We start from the raw sequence: 18,237 nt of genomic DNA on the forward strand, positions 1-18,237 counted from the left end.
TGGACAGTCGATCCGCTACGGACGCAGTTCCAGGGTGATGTGTGAGGACAGCGCGTGGAGGAAGTCGCGCGCGTCGAAGATCTCTCCTGCGGATGCGACTCCGCGCGCCCGGGTCCGCCCCGTGAGGATGCGGTCGACCGCTTCCACCACCAGCGGCGCGGTGATGGCGTAGATGTCCTGGCCGCGGGCCACGGCGCGTCGTTCGGCGCCAGCCGAGCGTACGACGACGTCGACGAGGAAGGTCTGCTCGGACCGCCCCCGCTCGTCGACCGCGGCCGGCGCCGGGGTGTCCGGGGCGGCGAGGTCCGAGGCCGCCTCCACGGTCATGTAGGTGCACACTTCGGGGATGGGCAGGTGGCTGGGAATGGTGACGACGTCGGCCATGGTGAACTCCCCGATCACGGAGCGGGGGCCCATCGGGTCAGGGAAGGGCCACTGAAGCGTCGGCGCTGCGTCATGACGGTGCTCCAGGCGACCGTTGGTGTAGCGGACGCGCCGGCCGTCCCGCCGTTGCCGGGACACCGCCCCCGACGTGCGTGTCCCGTTCGTGGGGTGCCAACTGCTCAGCCCGTACGCGATGTGCGCCTCGTCGGCGGCGGTCCAGTCGCCCATCGCCGCCGTGGCCAGCAGGTCGCCGAAGCCGCCGAAGAAGGCCATCGCCGGGACGATCACCGCGCCCGCGTCGCGCGCCCGGTCGGCGTAGTGCGCGAAGGTGTCGGCGTTGGCCTCGATTTCGGCCGCCACGTCCAGGTACGGGATCCCTGCTCGCAGGGCCGCCTCGATGACGGGGCCGGCCGTCACGGCAAAGGGTCCGGCGCAGTTGATCACGGCCGCCGCACCGGCCAGCGCGCGGTCGAGTGAGGCAGGGTCGTCGACGGATGCGGTGCGGGCGTCCAGCCCGGTTTCGTGTGCCATCGCCTTCAGCTTGTCCGGGGCACGGCCGGCGAGGACCGGGCTGTATCCGCGCTCCCCCAGCTCCGCCACCACGAACCGCCCGGTGTGCCCGTACGCGCCGAACACCACCACCGTCTGGCCCGATCCCATCGGTTCCCCCTGCGCTCGAATGATCCGCTTCGATCTGTCACCGGCATCCTGGCGAGGCCCGACAACTGCCCGCGACTGTCCGGAACGACATGGCACGTAGAATTCCGGACATGACTGCGGTTGCGCTGGCCGTCACTGACGGCATGCTGCACTTCGAACTGTCCCTCGCGTGCGAGGTCTTCGGCGCCGAACCGACCGGCCTGGCGGACCCCTGGTACCGCTTCTCGCTCTGCGGGCCGGGCACGGTGCGGGTCGGCCGATTCCGCCTGGAGCCCGAACACGGACTGGACCGGCTCCCCCTCGCCGACACCGTCATCGTGCCCGGCTGGGCCGACATCGACCGGGACCCGCCGGCGGAGCTGATCGACGCGGTGCGCGCGGCTCACGAGGCGGGCGCACGGGTGGCCTCACTGTGCACGGGTGCCTTCGTGCTGGCGGCTGCCGGCCTGCTGGACGGCAGGCGCGCGACGACGCACTGGGCACACACCCGGGAGCTGGCCGAGCGCTACCCGCACGTGACCGTGGACCCGGACGTCCTCTACGTGGACAACGGCAGTGTGCTCACCTCGGCCGGCAAGGCCGCGGCCATGGACCTGTGCCTGCACCTGGTCCGCGCGGACCACGGCTCGTCGATCGCCAACACGCTCGCTCGTCGCCTGGTCGTACCCCCGCACCGCGACGGCGGCCAGGCTCAGTTCGTCACCACGCCGCTCCCCGAGCCGGGCAACCACCCGCTGGCCGCGCTCATCCCCTGGGTGGTCCAACGACTGGACCAGGCACTCACCGTCGAGGACCTGGCCCGCCAGGCGCGGATGAGCTCGCGCCACCTGGGCCGCCACTTCAGATCGGTGACGGGCACCACTCCACTGCAATGGCTCCTCACCCAACGGATACGCCGTGCCCAGGAGTTGCTGGAGACCACCGACGACACGGTCGACACCATCGCGGCGGCCACCGGCATGGGCAGCGCCACAACACTGCGCCGCCATTTCAACCGGACGGTCGGGGTGCCGCCGGACACCTACCGCCGCACCTTCCGCTCACAGGCCCGCACCGGCCCGGACCGGAGCGGGCAGCCGCGGGCGTGAGACCACCAGGCCGGCGAGTCGGACGCCCGGTGGTGAACCGTGCCGTGGGCCGGTTCGGCGTCCCCGGTCTCGCGGTTGCGCGTTCCTCTGCGGGCGCGCATCAGGGGCACTCCGCGTCGGCCACCTGGCCGGCCTGCGCGAGGGCACCGGGCGGTCCGAAGCCGACGAGTTGCGGCGCCTCGGCGGCGTCGCCGCCTGGTCAGGGAGCGGCGTTCTCGGCGCCCGGCACTTCCTCGATCGTCGTTTGTCGTGCCGGGGCGGGCGATCGGAGCAGGGTGGCGGCGAGGAGGAGGGAGAGGGCCACCAGGCAGGCGCCGATGCGGAAGGCGAACTGGTAGCCACCCGTGAGTGCCGAGGCGGTGCTCGCCCCGTCGGCCAGCAGGGCATCGGTGTGCGAGGTGGCGAGCGTGCTGAGGACCGCGAGGCCGAAGGCGGCGCCGATCTGCTGCATGGTGTTGAACATCCCGGAGGCGATCCCCGAGTCCTGGGGCGTGGCCGCTGACATCGCGAGCGTGGCCAGCGACGGCATCGCGAGCCCGAAGCCGATGCCGAGCGGCAGCAGCGCGGGCAGGACGTCCACGGCGTAGCTCCCGCCCGCAGGTACGCGGCTGAGCGCGCCGAGACCTGCCGCGATCAGGAAGAGTCCGGGAAGGAGTACCGCACGGGGACCGTAGCGGGCGATCAGCTTGGGCGAGAAGCCGAGGGACAGCGCGCCGATCGCGACCGAGACCGGGAAGATGCCCAGGCCGGTGTGGATCTCGTCGAAACCGAGCACCTTCCGCAGGTAGAGGACGCCGAGGAACTGGAAGCTGAACATGCCGGCCACCATGAGGGCCTGGATGCCCATCGCTCCCGAGACGTTGCGCGAACGGAACACACGAAGCGGCAGGAGCGGATGGGGCGCCGTCGCCTGGCGCGCGACGAATGCCGGCAGCAGGGCGAGTGCCACGGCTCCGCAGCTCAGCGCGTGTGCGGAAGTCCAGCCGTGGTCCGTGGTCCCGACGATCGTGTAGACGCCGAGCATCAGTGCGCAGGTGACCAGGAGCGCGCCCACGACGTCGGTCCCCTCGCGGAGACCGACACCCTCCTCCGACGTGAGCACGCGCCAGGCCCACAGCACGGCCACGATGCCGATCGGGACGTTGACGAAGAAGATCCAGTGCCAGCTGATGGTCTGCGTCAGGACGCCGCCGGCGAGGAGTCCCGTCGAGCCGCCGGCCGACTGGACGAAGCTGTAGACGCCGATGGCCTTGGCCCGCTCTTTCGGCTGCGGGAAAAGGGTCACGACCATGCCGAGAGTGACGGCGGAGGTCACCGCGCCGCCGGTGCCCTGGAGGAACCGGGAGGCGAGCAACATCCCTGGATCCTGGGACACACCGCACAGCAGTGAGGCAGCCGTGAAGATGCTCAGACCGGTGATGAAGACGCGCTTGCGCCCGATGAGGTCGCCGAGCCGCCCGGCGAGCAGCAGCAGACCGCCGAAGGGGACCAAGTAGGCGTTGACGACCCATGCCAGGCCCGACGAGGAGAACCCGAGGTTCTGCTGGATGGACGGCAGCGCCACGCTCACGACGGTCCCGTCCAGGATGACCATCAACTGCCCGGCGCAGAGCACGGCCAGAGCCGGCCAACGTGACGTCCCTGCCGATGTGCTGATTCTCCGCATGTGAGCCCCCCTTCCTATGGTGCACGACTTGTTACAGCGGTCATCTTCTGTAACCATGACGCGCTGCGGAAGGAGGAACTTTCATGTCACACAGTCACACCGATGTGTCCGACCAGGTCAGCAACGAGGCATGCCCGCTCACCGAGGTCCTCGACCACGTAGCAGGCAAATGGAGCATCGGCATCCTCGTCGCCGCCGCGCACGGACCCATCCGGTTCACCGAGTTGGAACGCACCATCACCGGCATCAGCCGGCGCATGCTCACCTTGAACCTGCGCAAGCTGGAACGCGACGGCCTGCTTGTCCGGACCGTCCACCCCACCGTGCCGCCCAAGGTGGAATACAGCCTCACCCCGATGGCACGCGAACTGCACGCGAGCCTCACCGGGCTCGTCGGCTGGGCAGAGCGCCACCGAGCCGACATCACCGCCGCCCGCGCCGCCTACGACGCCGCGACCGCATCGGCGGGGGCCAACACGCCTAGTGCGCAGGTGTGATGGAGAAGGTCTGGCTTCCGCTGCCGTCGCAGGGCTGCGTCACCGCCGGTGCCCCGGCGGAGTTCCTCGACCCGCTGATGCCCACGCACCCACCGCCCACCACGCGGAGCACGTACTGAGCGCCGCCACCGGAACCCGATCGCTCGACACGGAACCTGCTGGTCTTCGCGCAGTCGTCCCAGGGCTCCAGCAGGGCGGCACCCGTGCGCACACTGATCGCCTTCAGGCAGCCCTTGCCGTGGTCAGGGTGGTACCACTGCACGCGGATCGTGTCTTCCCCCGCGGGCACCAGCTCGGTCTCCTGTGGTGCGACGTCCCCGCACGGACGCTGCACGGCCACCAGCGAGTCGTACCCTTCGGCATGCCCATCGGTCAGGCACAGACCGTCCGCCAGGACCGGACGAATCTCCACGGGCCCGTGCGGCAGGACGGTCCGGGTTCCTGAGGACCCGGGCCCACCCGCTCCGTCACCCCCGGACGGGCCTACGGCCCAGACGGCGGCGGCCACGCAGGACAGCACGGTGAGCCCCAGCAGCAACGCGGGCACCCGGCGCCGGCTCAGCCGCCGGAGGATGCGCCGGCCCGCTGTCCTCGGCTCGTCCCCGGCCTCGCCCTCGTCTTCACCGCCGTTCCGGCCCGTGCCGCCGCTGACGGCCCTTTCCCGGGCCGCCAGCCACTCGTGCACCCGCTGTTCGTCCCCGCAGGCCCGTACGAACGCGGCCACCAGTTCGGGACGCGGCGTGGCCTTCCCGCCGAGGACGTCCGCCAGCGTGCTGCGGGCCAGCACCTCTCCTTGGCCGGCCGCACGCTCCTCCAGCTGACGGTAGGTCAACCCCGAGCGTTCCTTCAGCTGCCGCATGGCTGCCGCGAACTCGCCCACGCCGGCCGCCTGCTGCGGCCGTACTTCCCCCGCATTCGCCATGCGGCCATCGTGAACCGCCCCACCGCCCGTGGACAACGCTCGTTTCGGTCCTCCGCCGCCTGTCCGGACAGGATCCGGACAGGCCTCTGACCAGCCCGGACAAGGACCGTCTTGTCCGAGACAGACCATGCCGTTGCAGCGGCCGGCTTCCGCACCCCAAGCTCGGATCAGCCCGCCGGACGCGACCGGATCAAGGTCCGCACACCGACCGGTGCCGCGCCGTGCGCGGACCGGAACCGAGCCGGGCATCCCAGGAAACCCACGAAGAAACCGGAGGACGGGTATGCGCATGCAACTGCGGACGATCCCCGATCGTCTGCTCGACAAGGTGGCCCCGAAAGCGAGTGCGTCGGCGAGCGGCTGCTGGCAGAGCGAGTGCATCTACCGCCGCTGCGAGGGGCGCACCACGACGCTGATGTGGTACGAGGTCTGCAGGGACTACCAGAAGGTCGGTTACTGCGGCTGCCGCATGTAACGGGCGTCGTCTCCCTGCGTAGCACGCATCTCCGAAACACCGGCTCCGCCCCGGCCACGCCGGGCGGAGCCGGTCTCCAACCACCGGTCTCCAACCACCAGTCTCCAACCACCAGTCTCCAACCACCAGTCTCCAACCACCGGTCTCCAACCACCGGTCTCCAACGGCCTGTTCCTTATGGCCGATCTTCGACGGCCCGGCTCCGACGGCCCGGATCCGGCAAACGGTCTCCGGCGACCGGGCTGCGGCGACCGGGCTGCAACGCCGTGCGCTTCGCCGGCTGGAGGGTTTGGCTCCGATGAACTACGTGCTCGTCAGCGGCCGGGTCCTGCTCGGCCTCGTCTTCTTGTGCTCGGTCGCCGGAAAGGTCCGCTCCGCGGAGGCGTACCGCGCCTTCCGGGTCTCGGTGGCGCGACTCGCCCCGCCCCTACGGCGCAGGACGAAGGCCGTGGCGCCCTTGGTGATCACCGCCGAGGCTGCCGTGCTCATGGCGCTCGTCCTCCCCGCGTCCGTCAAAGTGGGCTTCGCGGCGGCCGCGTGCCTGCTCGCCGGGTTCTCCATGGCCCTGATCGGGGTGTTGCGGCGCAAGGAGAGCGCCGCCTGCCACTGCTTCGGCGGCTCTGAACCCGTCGCCCCGCGGCACGTCGTGCGCAACGTGCTGCTGATCGGCGTGGCCCTCGCCGGACTGGCGGGACGGCCCGCCACTGCCGGGGCGGCGGTCGGGTCGTCGGCTGGACTGCTCCTGGCCGTCGGCGTCGGGGCGCTCCTCGCGCTGTTCACGGTGGCCCTCGACACGCTGGCTCACCTGTTCGGCCCGGTGAACAGAGACGAGGCCGGGGCGTGACGCGCGACACCGCCGCTCGCACGGCACTCGGCGGGATCTGCGCGGTGGCCACCGCTGTGGCCCTGCTCCGGCGCCGGTACGTCGTCGTCACCGTCGAGGGCGAGAGCATGACTCCCACCCTCGTCGCGGGTGACCGGGTCGTGGTCCGCCGCACCGGGCTCGCCGCCGTACGCAGTGGCCAGCTGGTGGTGGCCGGGCCGCCTACCGGTGAGCGGTGGGACCGCCTCCCACTGCCCGAGTGGCTGATCAAGCGCGCCGTCGCCGTCCCCGGGGACCGGGTACCGAAGGACGCAGGGCCGGCACTGGGAGCGCCGGACGGGGAGCGCGTGCCGGACGGACGGCTCGTGCTGCTCGGAGACAACCCGAACAGAAGCCTGGACTCCCGCCACTTGGGCTACTTCGCCTCCGGCCAACTGCTCGGCGTCGTCGTCCGCCGGATCCCGCGCTCGGCTGCCGGTGCCGGCCGTATCCCTTCGTCGCCCGGCCGCGGCCGGGCCGTCCCAGGAAGGACCCACTCAGCATGGCGTACCTGACCGCCGTCGTGACGCTGTTCGGTCTGATGAGCATCGTCAACCTGATACTGACGTTTGGTGTCGTCCGACGGTTGCGCACCCAGGAGGACGGGTCCACGCCCGCCGCCGAGGGCGACCCGTTCCAGGGCTCGGGACTCACCGTCGGGGAGCCCGTCGGCAGCTTCTCCGTGCACGACACCGAGGGCAGGCCGGTGACCCGTGACAGTCTGCGCGAGGGAATGCTCGTGGCCTTCCTCTCCCCCGGCTGCCTCCCCTGCGAGGAACTCCTGCCGGGTGTCGTGGAATTGGCCCGCACGGCGGGCCCCGGGCAGGTGCTGGCCGCCGTGGTGGTGGACGGGGACGACGGGGCACGACCCGACGCCTTCGTGGCCGCCCTGTCGCCGGTGGCGACGGTCGCCGTGACACGTCTCGGGGGTGAGCTGACCCGGGCCTTCGAGATCAAGGGCCTGCCGACCGCCGTCCGTATCGGTCCCGAGGGCCGGGTCGCGGCCCGTGGCCGTGCCCTGCTGCGGGTTGCGCATTCCGTGAGGGCCGGTGCATGAAGGGGAACAGGAGCGAGGATCCGGGCCGCCGTACGGGCAGCGGGAACGAACAGCTCACGCCGCGCGCCGCGTTCGTCGCCGCCCGCAGTGCCGTCTCGCTCGCCTGGCGGTCGGCGCCGGCGCACATGACGGGCCTCGTGGTCGTCGCCGTCGCCGGTGCCGGGGTACCCGTGGGAGTCGCCTGGCTCACACGGCTCGTCCTGGACCGGCTGACCGGTGTGAGCGGGACGGCTCTGCTCGGGCTGGCCCTGGGCGTCGCCCTGCTGGGGCTGGTGGCGGCGCTGCTGCCACACCTCGGCCAGTACCTGGGCACACGGCTCAACCGGGCGGCGGGGTTGCGGGCGGTGAACCGGCTCTTCACGGTCGTCAACTCCTTCGGCGGCCTCGCCAGGTTCGAAGACCCGCGCTTCCAGGACCGTCTGCGGATGGCTCAGTCCGCGGGCAGCCAGACCGTCGGCCGCGTGGTGGAGACCGGGCTGAGAATCGCCGGAGGGGGCCTGGGCGTCGTCGGTTTCGTCATCGCGCTCTTCGTCATCAGCCCGGTGATGACGGGTCTCGTCGTCGCAGCTGCCGTGCCCGCGCTGGCTGCCGAGTTCCGGCTGTCCCGGCTCCGGGCGAGGAGCGCCTGGCGCATCAGCTCCGCGCAGCGCAGGGAGTTCTTCTACCAGTCCCTGCTGTCGAGTCTGGACGCGGCGAAGGAGATCCGGCTGTTCGCGGCCGGTGACTTCTTCAAGCACCGCATGCTCGACGAACGGCGTGCCGCCGATGCCGAGCGCCGGCTGGTGGAGCGCAGGGAACTCGTCACCCAGTCGGGCCTCGCGGTGCTCAGCGCGCTCGTCTCCGGAGGGGGGCTGGTGTGGGCCGTACTGGCGGCGAGGCAGGGCCGGTTGTCGGTCGGTGACGTCTCCATGTTCGTGGCTGCCGTCGTCGGGGTGCAGGGCGCGATGTCCGGCCTGGTCGGCTCCCTGGCCGACGGGCACCATCAGCTCCTGCTGCTCAACCACTACATGGCGGTACTGGGGGCCGGACCGGACCTCCCGCCGCCGGCCGGACTCGTCCACCTTGACACGCTGCCCGCGCTGCGCCGGGGTATCGAGCTGCGGGACGTCTGGTTCCGGTACGGCGACGGCTGTCCCTGGGTGCTGCGCGGTGTGAATCTGTTCCTCCCCCGCGGCGCGGCCGTCGCCCTGGTCGGTCACAACGGTGCCGGCAAGAGCACGCTGGTCAAGCTGCTGTGCCGGTTCTACGACCCGACGCGGGGCGAGATCCTCTGGGACGGGGTGGACATCCGCCGGGTACCGGTACACGAGCTGCGTCGTCGGCTCGGGGCGGTGTTCCAGGACTACATGAACTACGACCTGACGGCCGGCGAGAACATCGCCGTCGGTGACGTGCGGGCGCTCGGCGATCCGGCGAAGCTGGCCACCGCCGCGCGGGAGGCGGGCGTGCACGACGTGGTGGCGAAGCTGCCGCACGGGTACGACACCATGCTGAGCCGGCTCTTCGCCGCCGGCGACGCCGATGACGACACGGGGGCTCTGCTCTCCGGGGGCCAGTGGCAGCGCCTCGCCCTCGCCCGGGCGTTTCTGCGAACCGAGCCGGACCTGCTCATCCTGGACGAGCCCAGCTCGGGTCTCGACGCGGAGGCCGAGTACGACATCCATCTGCGGCTTAGGCGGTACCGGGCGGACCGCACCAGTCTGCTGATCTCGCACCGGCTCGGGGCGGTCAGGGACGCGGACAGGATCGTCGTGCTGGCCGACGGCCGGATCACCGAGGAAGGCTCCCACGCCGAACTGCTCGACGCGGACGGTACGTACGCCCGGCTCTTCACCGTCCAGGCCAACGGCTACCAGCCCTGACGCCTTTCCCGCCGTCGCCGGCACCCTCATCTGCCACCGCGGCTGCGCCGGCGGCGCCCCGGAGACCATTGATTAAGCTCTCGATCATGTGGAGACAGGCAGCGACAGAAGTATTTCCTGGCGTGGGCTTCCGGGATCCGGCCGAGGCATCCGGCCTCGTCGCCGCGGAGACGCGGCTCGGGCGAAGACTCCCTGCAGAGCTGCGGCAATTGCTCCTCGAAAGCGACGGCGTGACGGGACACTTTCACGTGGACACCGTCTGGCCCATCGACCGGATCGTCGAGACGAACCTTCTCTTCCGGTCCGACGAGGCGTTCACCCAGTTGTACATGCCGTTCGACGCCTTCCTCTTCTTCGGGGACAACGGAGGCGGCGATCAGTTCGCCTTCGTCCGGCAGCCCGAGCGTCCGGACATCTTCGTCTGGGAGCACGAGAGCGACAGTCGTCGGTGGGTGGCGAACGACCTGCTGGACTACCTCGGCCGTGCACTCCGAACCGGCGACGACGACTGGTTCCGGCCGTGAGGCGCCGGCCACCCCTGCCTTCGTGCCGCCCATGACCAGCCGAACCCGCCTTCACCGCTCCGCTAGCATGTTCGAACTCATCACGATCGCCCCTCGGTCCATCACCGGGAAGCCATGCCACACAGCGGGAGTAGTGGCCTGGTCCACCTAATACAAAATCGGTCAGTCCGTTGACATTTATGACATCGCGGATGTTTTCGCGAATAAACGAGAAAATAGCGTTCGCCGTGCGACGTCAACCACGGGCGATCCTGTGGGCCGCGGCAAGCGTGGCGGTCCTCGGGTTGCTCATCACGCTGGGGATCGCAGCGCGTCATTACGGTGGCGTGCCGGCACTGGTGAGCAGTCAGGCGAAAGAGGTGATCCTCACTCCCAAGCCGGGGCCGTTGTACGCCGGCATGGCGTTGATGATGGTCGTGCTCACCTGGCGGCAGCGGTTCGTCGCGGCCGGTGTCGCCGTCGGCATCGACGCCCTCTCCGTGCTGGCCCGGTTGGCGACCGACACCGGCACGACCGACGGCAGTTTCTTCGGCACCGGCGCCTTGTGCGTGATTCTGGGCCACGGGGTCACCGCTCTCACACGCCGCAGCGGCCGGGAACGCGTCCTGCTCCTGAAGGGCGTCGGGCTGGGCCTGCTGCTGGTGGCCGGCCGCAAGACGGGGGACACCTGGCTGCTCATCACGGCGAAGACCCGCCCGTCGGTACTCGACCAGTACGCGGCGACCGCCGATCAGGCACTGGGCAACCCGTCGTGGCTGGCGGGCCGGCTCCTCCAGGCCACCGGCCCGATCGGCACCCATCTCCTCGGCTGGGTCTACGCCCAGCTCGCGGTGGCCGCGGTCGTCGTCGCGCTGTACCAGCTGCGCAACGTCGGGGCCGAGCGTCGCTTCCCGCGCCATCATCTGATACGCCCCTTTCTGTTGATCGGCCTCCTCGGACCGGCCGTCTACATGCTCTTCCCCGTGGTCGGGCCGGTCTTCGCCTACGGCCCGGGCGCCTCCGGCACCGGCGGCGTGCAGTGGGCGGTGGCCAACCTGTGGCCGGACACGCCGCCGCCGATCAGTGCCCCGCACCCGATGACGTACGACGACATCACCCCGCGGAATTGCATGCCCAGCCTGCACACGGCGTGGGCCACCGCGATCTTCATCCACTCCCGCAAGGGGCCACGTGTTCTGCGATGCGCGGGTACTTTCTGGCTGGTTGCCACACTCGGTGCGACATTGGGCTTCGGCTACCACTACGGCACCGATCTCATTGCCGGCGTGGTGTTCGCGCTCACGATCGAGGCTGCCCTGCGCTCGTTCGACCGCGGCTGGGACCGGCAGGGGATCCATCTGCTCATCCAGGGCACGACGGTCTTCGTCGCGCTCCTGCTCTCCTACCGCTATCTGGCGATGGGGATGGCCACACATCCGTGGATCGCCGGCCCGCTTCTCCTCCTGGCGATGGCTTCCGTGATCCACAGCTACGTACGGGCCGTCAGAACCTGGGATCCGGAATCCGCCCCGGCACTGCAACCAGCACCGCAACCCGAGCCGGTGTGAGTGGCACCGCACCGGTTCGTGGGCTTGCACCTCGGAGAAGGCCGAGCCTTCCGCCCTCCTTCTCCGGTCGCCGGACCGAGTGGCGGCCGGCACGGCACCTATACTGCCGGGCGAGCGGAGCCGTAGCGCAGAGGTCGACGCGCGCGGTCTCCAAAGCCGCGAGGACGCCGGTTCGAATCCGGCCGGCTCCGCCCGCTGCGCGAGGCCGGCTCCGCCCACTGCGCAGGCGTGGTGCCTCGTGCCCCGGTGAGCCGGGCGGTGCCACTTGTGAGGCTCACGGGCAACTCCGGGAGGGAAGTGCGCGGAGGCGAGCGCCAAGACCGGGAGAGTTGCCGTGCGGGGCGGGAACAGGCGGCCCGGCCGGAACTGTTGCACCGGCAGGGACCGGCGCGGCGTGGGCGGGAAACAGGGAGATCCCGTGTTCGTCCGCCCCTGCGCGATCCGGCCCCGGTCTGCGGCAGGCGCGGTCACCGGACTTCTCGGGGCGACCGCATGTTCCGCCTGGCCTGTCGCGACCTCGTACCAAGGCTTTTTCACACTGGAGGACTGTTTCATGACCGACCGGCCCTTGACGCTGATGGCAGTGCACGCCCACCCCGACGACGAGGCCACCGGAACGGGAGGTGTCCTCGCGCGGTACGCGGCGGAAGGCATCCGCACGGTCCTCGTGACGTGTACCGACGGTGGTTGCGGTGACGGACCGGAGGGTGTCAAACCGGGTGATCCCGGGCACGATCCGGCGGCCGTCGCCTTGATGCGGCGTCGAGAACTCGAGGCGAGCTGCGAGATCCTGAAGGTCAGCCACCTGGAGATGCTGGGCTACGCCGACTCCGGGATGATGGGCTGGCCGGCCAACGACGCCCCGGGGTCCTTCTGGCAGACGCCCGTCGAGGAGGGCGCCGCCCGGCTCGCGGAACTCTTGCGCCGCTACCGACCCGATGTGGTCGTCACCTACGACGAGAACGGCTTCTACGGCCACCCGGACCACATTCAGGCAAACCGCATCACGATGGCGGCGCTGGCGATGACCGGGCTGACCCCGAAGGTGTACTGGACGACGGCGCCCCGCTCGATGATGCAGCGGTTCGGGGAGGCCATGCGCGAGTTCGGTGCGGACTGGCAGGAGCCGGATCCCGCCGAGGCCGCCGCGCTGGCCGAGATCGGGCTCCCCGACGAGGAGATCACCACCTGGGTGGACACCACGGCGTTCGGCGGTCAGAAGTTCGATGCGCTGGCCGCGCACGCCAGCCAGGGCGAGAACATCTTCTTCCTCAAGATGGGTCAGCAGAGGTTCACCGAGTTGATGGGCGTCGAGACCTTCGTACGCGTCCAGGACACCACCGGCGCGGCCGTGCCCGAGAACGACCTCTTCGCCGGACTGCGCTGATCCCCCATGCCCGTCCGGGAGGCCCTGCTCGGAGGCGCCGGCGGTCACGAGGACGCCGTTCCTCTGCTCGAGCAGGGCCTCCAGGTCCGATTCCGGGCAGAAAAGTAGACGTTCCACGACTGGCGAACCTAGGGTGAGCGCTCATGATCACCCTGGACGCACTGGGGACTTTCACCCTGATAGTCGGACTTCTCACGCTCACTCCCGGACTGGACACCGCACTGATCCTGCGCACCGCGGCACTCGGGCACCACCGTCGCGCCTGGGGCGTGGTCCTCGGCATCCAGAGCGGCACGCTGGTCTGGGGCGTGCTCACCTCGCTCGGGGTGACGGCGCTGCTGACCGCTTCTCATCTCGCCTACGAAGCTCTTCGCTGGGCCGGAGCGGCGTACCTGGTGTGGATGGGCGGCAGGCTGCTGTGGACCACCTGGCGCCCCTCGGCGAGCGGGGGTCCCCGGACCGCGGGGGCCGGACGCGCGACCGTGTCCGGGGCCGGGACCGAAGCCGGTACGGGTGCCGGCAATGCCCTGTTCGGCGGCTGGCGGCAGGGGGTCGTGACCAATCTGCTCAACCCGAAGATGGGCGCGTTCTACGTCGCGGTGCTCCCGCAGTTCATCCCCGACGGCGCCTCGCACCTCGGTGTGGGCGTCCTCCTGGCCGGTGTGCACATTCTGCTGGCCGTCGTCTGGGCGTGCACGCTGATCACCTTCGCGCGGGTGTTCCGGGACCGCCTGCAACGGCCCTCGGTTCGCCGCCGCTTCGACCGGGTGACCGGTGCGGTCATCGCCGCCTTCGGCGTCCGGCTCGCGCTCGGACCGTGAGGCACTGGTTCACGCGACGCAACCCCGAACACCACCGGCAGCCGCGGAATGGGCAGCTTGTGCGCCACCCGAAGCGGAAGCTCAGTCGAGACGGCACTCGTTTCGGCCGCGAACCCACCCCGCGGTTCGCCCCCTGAGCGTCACCGGGTCTCGACCAGTGTGTGCCCCGCTGTCCGCAGTACGGCGGCCGCGTCCGTGAACCGTTGCTGCGGAACGAGCACGAGATCCGAGTGGAAGGTCGAGGTGACGAACACGGGGACCCCTGCCGCTCCGAGCGGCCCCACGACGGCCGCCAGCATGCCGGGTAGATCCAGCTCGTGGGGGTCGTCGCCGTACAGCCCGATCCAGCGCTCCTGCCCGTCGACGACGGCCGGGGGCGCCTCGCGTATGACGGTCAGACCCTCGGGAGCCCGGACAGCCGCGAACCAGGAGTCGTCGACGGGCGCGGACCGGTCGGCAAGGTGCTCGATGACGAAGGGGGACGGCAGGACCGACAGCCGCCTGTTCGTTGTGATCATGGCGGGAGCCTACGGCGCGCCGGCGCCTTCCGGCACGCCGAGAGCGGAGCCTTGTTCCGAGTGCTCTCGTCGGCTGCCGAAGTGGCAGCATGTGGTGGCATGGCAGACCACGACACCAGCAGGTTCCTGGCAGGTCAGACGGGACTCATCGTGAGGATCCCGGAGGCGGAGCCGGCCGTCCGCGCTTGGCGTCAACGGTTCGACCCGTCAGCCCGAGCGGGAGTACCAGCGCATGTGACCGTGCTGTTCCCGTTCCTCGACGCGAGCCGGACAGACGCGCGTGTCTGCTCGGCTCTCGCTGCCGTAATCGGCAGTCATCGTGCCTTCGACCTACGGTTCGTCAGCTGTGGGCGGTTTCCGGGAGTGCTCTATCTCGCTCCCGAGCCGGACGGGCAGTTGCGACGGCTCACTGAGGTGATCGCAGAGCGGTGGCCCGAAGCCCCTCCCTATGGCGGTCAGTTCACCGAGATCGTGCCCCACCTGACCGTCGCTGACGGTCAGGACGATGCGGTGTTGGACGAGATCGAGGCCGGCCTGCTCGGCAGTCTCCCCTTCGCGTCCCGGGTGGCAGCGGTTGACCTCATGGTGCATGACGGGGTGGCCTGGCGGGAGCGGGCATCGTTCGCGCTCCGCGAATGACCGCGCCGTGAGCGTGGGGATCGTTGGCGCTCCGTGAAGGACCGCGCCGTGAGCGTGGCCGGCCCGCCGCAACGGACGGCGGGCCGGTGTGACGGCGTCAGTGGGCCGGCTGTGCGGCGGGGGGCTCGAACCGCATCGGCGTGATCTGCTTGACGTCGTAGCGGCGGCGCATCTCCTCCACCGCCTCGGGATCCACGGCCCTACCGGTCGACCAGATCTCCGCGATCTCCTCGAAGTACAGCTCGTGCTCGGGTGAGGGATAGCACTGGAACAGCATGCGCACCGGCTCGCTGGTGGCGTTGCGGAACGCATGCGGGGTGTGCGGCGGAACGAACATCGCGCTGCCGCGGCCGGCCCGGACCACGCGTTCGCCGTCCGCCGACTCCCAGCCCAGCCAGTCATCCCCCGTACGCTCGGTCGGCTCGAACGCCATCAGCTCCAACTCGCCCTCCAGGATGAAGAAGAACTCCTGCGAGTGCTCGTGAAAGTGCGCACCGGTGTCGAATCCCGGCGGCACCACCACTTCGAAGATGGACACGGCAGATCCCTGGGCGCCGGTGGCCTTGAACGTCACCTCCTGCGCCTTGGTGGTCAACTTGCGGCCCTCACCTGGCAGGACAACGAGATCACTCATGCGATCAACTCCCGAGCGAAACGGACAGGACAGCTAATGCGGCTGTTATGCAATTGCACATCACATGTATTAACCGTCCCGCCGGGTACTCGAGGGATACTCGAGTCCAGGCTCTCACCCGGTTCGCCACTGGCCTCGATCGCCTTGGCCGAAGCCTCGCGGGGGCAGATGCGTCACGTCCACGCGGTCGGCCGGCCGGGGCGCGCATTCCTCCCCCTCCCCCCGGGGCCTGTCAGGTGCTTGGTTTCGTCGTCGCACGTGCCACCACCAGCACGGCCACCAGGCCGATGCCGATGAGGACGTAACCCGAGGTGGTGAGCGCGCCGAGAGTGCCGAGCACGGCGACACCGAGGGCCGAGCCGGCCTGGCGGATGCCGTTGAGCGCGCCCTGGCCGGTGGCGGCGTACTCCGGCGGGGCGGACACGGCCATCACGGCCGCGGCGCCGGGAATGGAGAGGGTGCCGGTCGCGGCGAGGGTCAGCTCGGCGGCGAGGATCAGCGGCAGCGGCGGGTGCTGGCCCACCGCGAAGGCCAGCAGCACGCCGGAGACGACCGAGGCCGACATGCCCGTCAGCAGGATGGGGCGGGGGCCGTAACGGGCGACGAGCCGGCCGGTGAAGAACGGCATCACACAGACGGGGAAGACGATCGGCAGTGCGGCGAGACCGGCCTTGAACGGGGTCAGGTGGTAGGTGTGCTGCAGCCACAGCGCGAACATGTACATCCCGCCGAAGTAGGCGAAGCAGGACACCGCGGCGGCGACCATGGCGGCCCGTACCTTCGGCAGGCCCAGCAGCGCCGGCGGCAGGACCGGGGAGGCCACCCGGCGCTCCGCGACGGCGAGGGCGACGAAGCAGACCAGCGCGACTGCGACGGGGACCAGGGCCTGCGGCGAGTCCCAGCCCTCGATGCCGGCCTCGACCAGTCCGAAGGTGAGCAGACCGAGCCCGCCGGTGGACAGGGCGAGGCCCGGCCGGTCCAGGGCACGGCCGGCACGGACCGGCGGCGCGGGCAGCCGGCGAGCGAGAAGCAGCGCGGCCAGCGCGATCGGCGGGTTGACGAGGAACACCAGCCGCCAGCCGCCGAGTTCGACGAGGGCGCCGCCGAGTACGGGGCCGGCGGCGGCTCCCAGACCGCTCAGCGCGGTCCAGGCGCCGATGGCGCGGGTACGACGGGCGGGGTCGGGGTTCAGGTGGATCAGCAGCGCAAGTGAGGCAGGGACCAGGCCGGCGCCGGCGGCGCCGAGCAGGGCACGGCCGGCGATCAGGGCGCCGACACCGGGTGCGAGGGCGCACACCACCGACAGGACGGCGAACAGGCCGAGCGCGGTGGCGTACACGCGCCGGGCACCCCACCGGTCGGCGATGACGCCGCCGGCGAGCAGCAGCCCGGCGAAGACGACGGTGTAGGCGTCGACGGCCCAGGGCAGCGCGGCGGCGGCCGGGTGCAAGGACTTCTGCACATCGGGCACGGCCACGTTGAGGATCGAGGTGTCGAGCAGGACGAGCAGGTTGCCGGCGGCGATGCCGGCGAACCTCGGCTTGGAGAGGGAGGTGGACGCTGCGGGCGGCTCGGTGGGCACCTCCGGCACAGCGGCGTTGGCGGGACGGGCGAGCGGGTCGGCTGTAGTCATGACCTGGAGCGTGTCCCAATGACCCCGGCACCTGCGACGTCGTGAATCCGATACCCCCATCGGAAAGTCCGATGGACTTTATCCTGCTGACGTGGACCATCGCTATCTGCGTGCATTCGTCGCGGTCGCCGACCATGGCGGTATCTCCGCCGCCGCCCAGGCCCTGGGATACGCCCAGTCCAGCCTGAGCGCCCAGATCAAGCGGCTGGAGGCCGATCTCGGGGTGAGTCTGCTGGTGCGTGCGGGCACCGGGGCGGTGCTCGCCGAGGCCGGCACCCGGCTGCTGCCGCACGCCCGCGAGGCTCTGGAGTTGGAGGAGCGGATGCGCCGGGCGGTCCACGGCGACCGGCCGCGGTTGCGGATCGGGGCACAGGAGTCACTGGCGCACGTGTGGATGCCGGAGGTGCTGGCCGCGCTGGAGTACGGGGCGGGCGGCACGGGCCGCGGTGCGGACGTGGAGCTGACGGTCGCCAACCGGCGGGCGCTGGAACGGGCGTTCGAGAACGGCGAGTTGGACCTGGTGTTCCAGTACGACAACGGCGTCCGGGCGCTCGGACCGCACGCGGTCGTCGGGCACGACCGGACGGTGCTGGTGGCGGCGCCGAGCCATCCGCTGGCCCGCGAGGAGGCCGTGACGCCCGAGGAGTTGCTGCAGCACGACTTCCTGGTGGCGGAGCCCGGCTGCACCTCGGAGATGCTGGTGGACCGCTTGGGCCGGGATCTGCTGGCCGGGGCGGAACTGGCGCTGGTGCAGGGTTCTTTGTCGGCGCTGCTGCGACTGACCGGGCATGGGCACGGGGTGTCGCTGCTGCCGGAGCTGGCCGTGTCCCGGGAACTGCAGGAAGGGGAGCTGATCGAGCTGCGGCTGACCGAGCGGATCCGCCCGGTCAGCATCGTCGCCCAGTGGCGGCCGCGGCTGGGTCCGGCCGAGCGGTGCCTGCACGCCCTGCTGGAGGTGGCCCGCCGGGCCGACCCGCTGCCCGAGGTGACCCGCGCGCCACACGGGGCGCGGGCTTCCTGATGCGCAGCCTGGCGGCTCCCGGGCGCCGCGCCGGTGGGGC

The 18,237-nt window shown here is 70.7% G+C and carries 19 protein-coding genes and 1 tRNA gene; 14 read left to right on the forward strand and 6 right to left on the reverse strand.

What is annotated here, in order from left to right; translation table 11 throughout:
• Positions 1-15: 15 nt before the first annotated feature.
• The gene (locus JK359_RS09870; RefSeq protein ID WP_201834073.1) at positions 16-1,044 is read right to left on the reverse strand and encodes a saccharopine dehydrogenase family protein; all 1,029 of its coding nucleotides are present in this window, start codon (positions 1,042-1,044) and stop codon (positions 16-18) included.
• A 110-nt stretch (positions 1,045-1,154) separates the two neighbouring features.
• On the opposite strand from JK359_RS09870, the gene JK359_RS09875 reads away from it, so the two are divergent.
• Entirely contained in the window at positions 1,155-2,132 is a 978-nt protein-coding gene (locus JK359_RS09875) for a helix-turn-helix domain-containing protein (RefSeq protein ID WP_201834075.1), read from the forward strand.
• Between the two features lie 199 nt (positions 2,133-2,331).
• Here the strand turns inward: JK359_RS09875 and JK359_RS09880 are convergent, their stop codons facing one another.
• Positions 2,332-3,726 carry an MFS transporter gene (locus tag JK359_RS09880; protein ID WP_236677635.1) on the reverse strand — a complete coding sequence of 465 codons (1,395 nt, stop codon included), beginning with the start codon at positions 3,724-3,726 and terminating at the stop codon, positions 2,332-2,334.
• Positions 3,727-3,881: 155 nt separating this feature from the next.
• Between JK359_RS09880 and JK359_RS09885 the strand changes: the two genes are divergently transcribed.
• Positions 3,882-4,295 carry a winged helix-turn-helix transcriptional regulator gene (locus JK359_RS09885; protein WP_201834079.1) on the forward strand — a complete coding sequence of 138 codons (414 nt, stop codon included), beginning with the start codon at positions 3,882-3,884 and terminating at the stop codon, positions 4,293-4,295.
• Here the strand turns inward: JK359_RS09885 and JK359_RS09890 are convergent.
• Positions 4,279-5,217 (reverse strand): XRE family transcriptional regulator, encoded by a 939-nt coding sequence (locus tag JK359_RS09890; RefSeq protein WP_201834081.1) that lies wholly within the window; start codon positions 5,215-5,217, stop codon positions 4,279-4,281. The genes JK359_RS09885 and JK359_RS09890 overlap by 17 nt on opposite strands.
• 283 nt (positions 5,218-5,500) lie before the next feature.
• On the opposite strand from JK359_RS09890, the gene JK359_RS09895 reads away from it, so the two are divergent.
• The 10 genes from JK359_RS09895 (at position 5,501) to JK359_RS09940 (ending at position 13,752) form a co-directional block, all read left to right on the forward strand.
• Complete coding sequence (locus JK359_RS09895) at positions 5,501-5,692, forward strand: hypothetical protein (RefSeq protein WP_201834083.1); 192 nt, start codon at positions 5,501-5,503, stop codon at positions 5,690-5,692.
• A 298-nt stretch (positions 5,693-5,990) separates the two neighbouring features.
• Positions 5,991-6,536 (forward strand): MauE/DoxX family redox-associated membrane protein, encoded by a 546-nt coding sequence (locus tag JK359_RS09900; RefSeq protein ID WP_201834085.1) that lies wholly within the window; start codon positions 5,991-5,993, stop codon positions 6,534-6,536.
• Positions 6,533-7,069, forward strand: coding sequence for a S26 family signal peptidase (locus JK359_RS09905; protein WP_201834087.1), 537 nt, complete (start codon positions 6,533-6,535; stop codon positions 7,067-7,069). Before JK359_RS09900 ends, JK359_RS09905 begins: the two co-directional genes overlap by 4 nt.
• Positions 7,057-7,611, forward strand: a complete 555-nt coding sequence (locus JK359_RS09910) for a TlpA family protein disulfide reductase (RefSeq protein ID WP_201834089.1) — start codon at positions 7,057-7,059, stop codon at positions 7,609-7,611. The genes JK359_RS09905 and JK359_RS09910 overlap by 13 nt, the downstream gene beginning before the upstream one ends.
• Positions 7,608-9,473, forward strand: coding sequence for an ABC transporter ATP-binding protein (locus tag JK359_RS09915; protein WP_201834091.1), 1,866 nt, complete (start codon positions 7,608-7,610; stop codon positions 9,471-9,473). The genes JK359_RS09910 and JK359_RS09915 overlap by 4 nt, the downstream gene beginning before the upstream one ends.
• An 86-nt stretch (positions 9,474-9,559) precedes the next feature.
• Entirely contained in the window at positions 9,560-9,997 is a 438-nt protein-coding gene (locus JK359_RS09920; protein WP_201834093.1) for an SMI1/KNR4 family protein, read from the forward strand.
• 191 nt (positions 9,998-10,188) lie between these two features.
• Positions 10,189-11,544: a phosphatase PAP2 family protein gene (locus JK359_RS09925; RefSeq protein ID WP_201834685.1), complete on the forward strand. Its 1,356-nt coding sequence runs from the start codon at positions 10,189-10,191 to the stop codon at positions 11,542-11,544.
• Positions 11,545-11,660: 116 nt separating this feature from the next.
• Positions 11,661-11,735, forward strand: a tRNA-Trp gene (locus JK359_RS09930).
• 362 nt (positions 11,736-12,097) lie between these two features.
• Positions 12,098-12,931 (forward strand): PIG-L family deacetylase, encoded by an 834-nt coding sequence (locus JK359_RS09935; RefSeq protein ID WP_201834095.1) that lies wholly within the window; start codon positions 12,098-12,100, stop codon positions 12,929-12,931.
• A gap of 143 nt (positions 12,932-13,074) precedes the next feature.
• Positions 13,075-13,752: a LysE family translocator gene (locus JK359_RS09940; RefSeq protein WP_201834097.1), complete on the forward strand. Its 678-nt coding sequence runs from the start codon at positions 13,075-13,077 to the stop codon at positions 13,750-13,752.
• Positions 13,753-13,892: 140 nt separating this feature from the next.
• On the opposite strand, the gene JK359_RS09945 is transcribed toward JK359_RS09940, so the two are convergent.
• Entirely contained in the window at positions 13,893-14,270 is a 378-nt protein-coding gene (locus tag JK359_RS09945) for an ACT domain-containing protein (RefSeq protein ID WP_201834099.1), read from the reverse strand.
• Between the two features lie 99 nt (positions 14,271-14,369).
• Here JK359_RS09945 and JK359_RS09950 point away from each other — a divergent pair, with 99 nt between their 5' ends.
• Positions 14,370-14,909 (forward strand): 2'-5' RNA ligase family protein, encoded by a 540-nt coding sequence (locus tag JK359_RS09950; protein WP_201834101.1) that lies wholly within the window; start codon positions 14,370-14,372, stop codon positions 14,907-14,909.
• Between the two features lie 97 nt (positions 14,910-15,006).
• Here JK359_RS09950 and JK359_RS09955 read toward each other — a convergent pair whose 3' ends face one another.
• Both JK359_RS09955 and JK359_RS09960 read right to left on the reverse strand, forming a co-directional pair.
• Complete coding sequence (locus JK359_RS09955) at positions 15,007-15,543, reverse strand: cupin domain-containing protein (protein ID WP_201834103.1); 537 nt, start codon at positions 15,541-15,543, stop codon at positions 15,007-15,009.
• A gap of 232 nt (positions 15,544-15,775) precedes the next feature.
• Entirely contained in the window at positions 15,776-17,176 is a 1,401-nt protein-coding gene (locus JK359_RS09960; RefSeq protein ID WP_201834105.1) for an MFS transporter, read from the reverse strand.
• 91 nt (positions 17,177-17,267) lie between these two features.
• Here JK359_RS09960 and JK359_RS09965 point away from each other — a divergent pair, with 91 nt between their 5' ends.
• Entirely contained in the window at positions 17,268-18,197 is a 930-nt protein-coding gene (locus JK359_RS09965; RefSeq protein WP_201834107.1) for a LysR family transcriptional regulator, read from the forward strand.
• Positions 18,198-18,237: the final 40 nt, after the last annotated feature.

The sequence above is a fragment of the Streptomyces actinomycinicus genome (genome assembly GCF_016741775.1).
Lineage (GTDB): Bacteria > Actinomycetota > Actinomycetes > Streptomycetales > Streptomycetaceae > Streptomyces > Streptomyces actinomycinicus.

Bases quoted from the DNA above. Each gene is read 5' to 3' on its own strand.
- JK359_RS09945 (WP_201834099.1), bottom strand. From the start codon at position 14,270: ATGATCACAACGAACAGGCGGCTGTCGGTCCTGCCGTCCCCCTTCGTC.
- JK359_RS09870 (WP_201834073.1), bottom strand. From the start codon at position 1,044: ATGGGATCGGGCCAGACGGTGGTGGTGTTCGGCGCGTACGGGCACACC.
- JK359_RS09960 (WP_201834105.1), bottom strand. From the start codon at position 17,176: ATGACTACAGCCGACCCGCTCGCCCGTCCCGCCAACGCCGCTGTGCCG.
- JK359_RS09915 (WP_201834091.1), top strand. From the start codon at position 7,608: ATGAAGGGGAACAGGAGCGAGGATCCGGGCCGCCGTACGGGCAGCGGG.
- JK359_RS09895 (WP_201834083.1), top strand. From the start codon at position 5,501: ATGCGCATGCAACTGCGGACGATCCCCGATCGTCTGCTCGACAAGGTG.
- JK359_RS09925 (WP_201834685.1), top strand. From the start codon at position 10,189: ATGTTTTCGCGAATAAACGAGAAAATAGCGTTCGCCGTGCGACGTCAA.
- JK359_RS09955 (WP_201834103.1), bottom strand. From the start codon at position 15,543: ATGAGTGATCTCGTTGTCCTGCCAGGTGAGGGCCGCAAGTTGACCACC.
- JK359_RS09950 (WP_201834101.1), top strand. From the start codon at position 14,370: ATGGCAGACCACGACACCAGCAGGTTCCTGGCAGGTCAGACGGGACTC.
- JK359_RS09875 (WP_201834075.1), top strand. From the start codon at position 1,155: ATGACTGCGGTTGCGCTGGCCGTCACTGACGGCATGCTGCACTTCGAA.
- JK359_RS09920 (WP_201834093.1), top strand. From the start codon at position 9,560: ATGTGGAGACAGGCAGCGACAGAAGTATTTCCTGGCGTGGGCTTCCGG.
- JK359_RS09890 (WP_201834081.1), bottom strand. From the start codon at position 5,217: ATGGCGAATGCGGGGGAAGTACGGCCGCAGCAGGCGGCCGGCGTGGGC.
- JK359_RS09910 (WP_201834089.1), top strand. From the start codon at position 7,057: ATGGCGTACCTGACCGCCGTCGTGACGCTGTTCGGTCTGATGAGCATC.
- JK359_RS09940 (WP_201834097.1), top strand. From the start codon at position 13,075: ATGATCACCCTGGACGCACTGGGGACTTTCACCCTGATAGTCGGACTT.
- JK359_RS09885 (WP_201834079.1), top strand. From the start codon at position 3,882: ATGTCACACAGTCACACCGATGTGTCCGACCAGGTCAGCAACGAGGCA.
- JK359_RS09935 (WP_201834095.1), top strand. From the start codon at position 12,098: ATGACCGACCGGCCCTTGACGCTGATGGCAGTGCACGCCCACCCCGAC.
- JK359_RS09880 (WP_236677635.1), bottom strand. From the start codon at position 3,726: ATGGTCATCCTGGACGGGACCGTCGTGAGCGTGGCGCTGCCGTCCATC.
- JK359_RS09900 (WP_201834085.1), top strand. From the start codon at position 5,991: ATGAACTACGTGCTCGTCAGCGGCCGGGTCCTGCTCGGCCTCGTCTTC.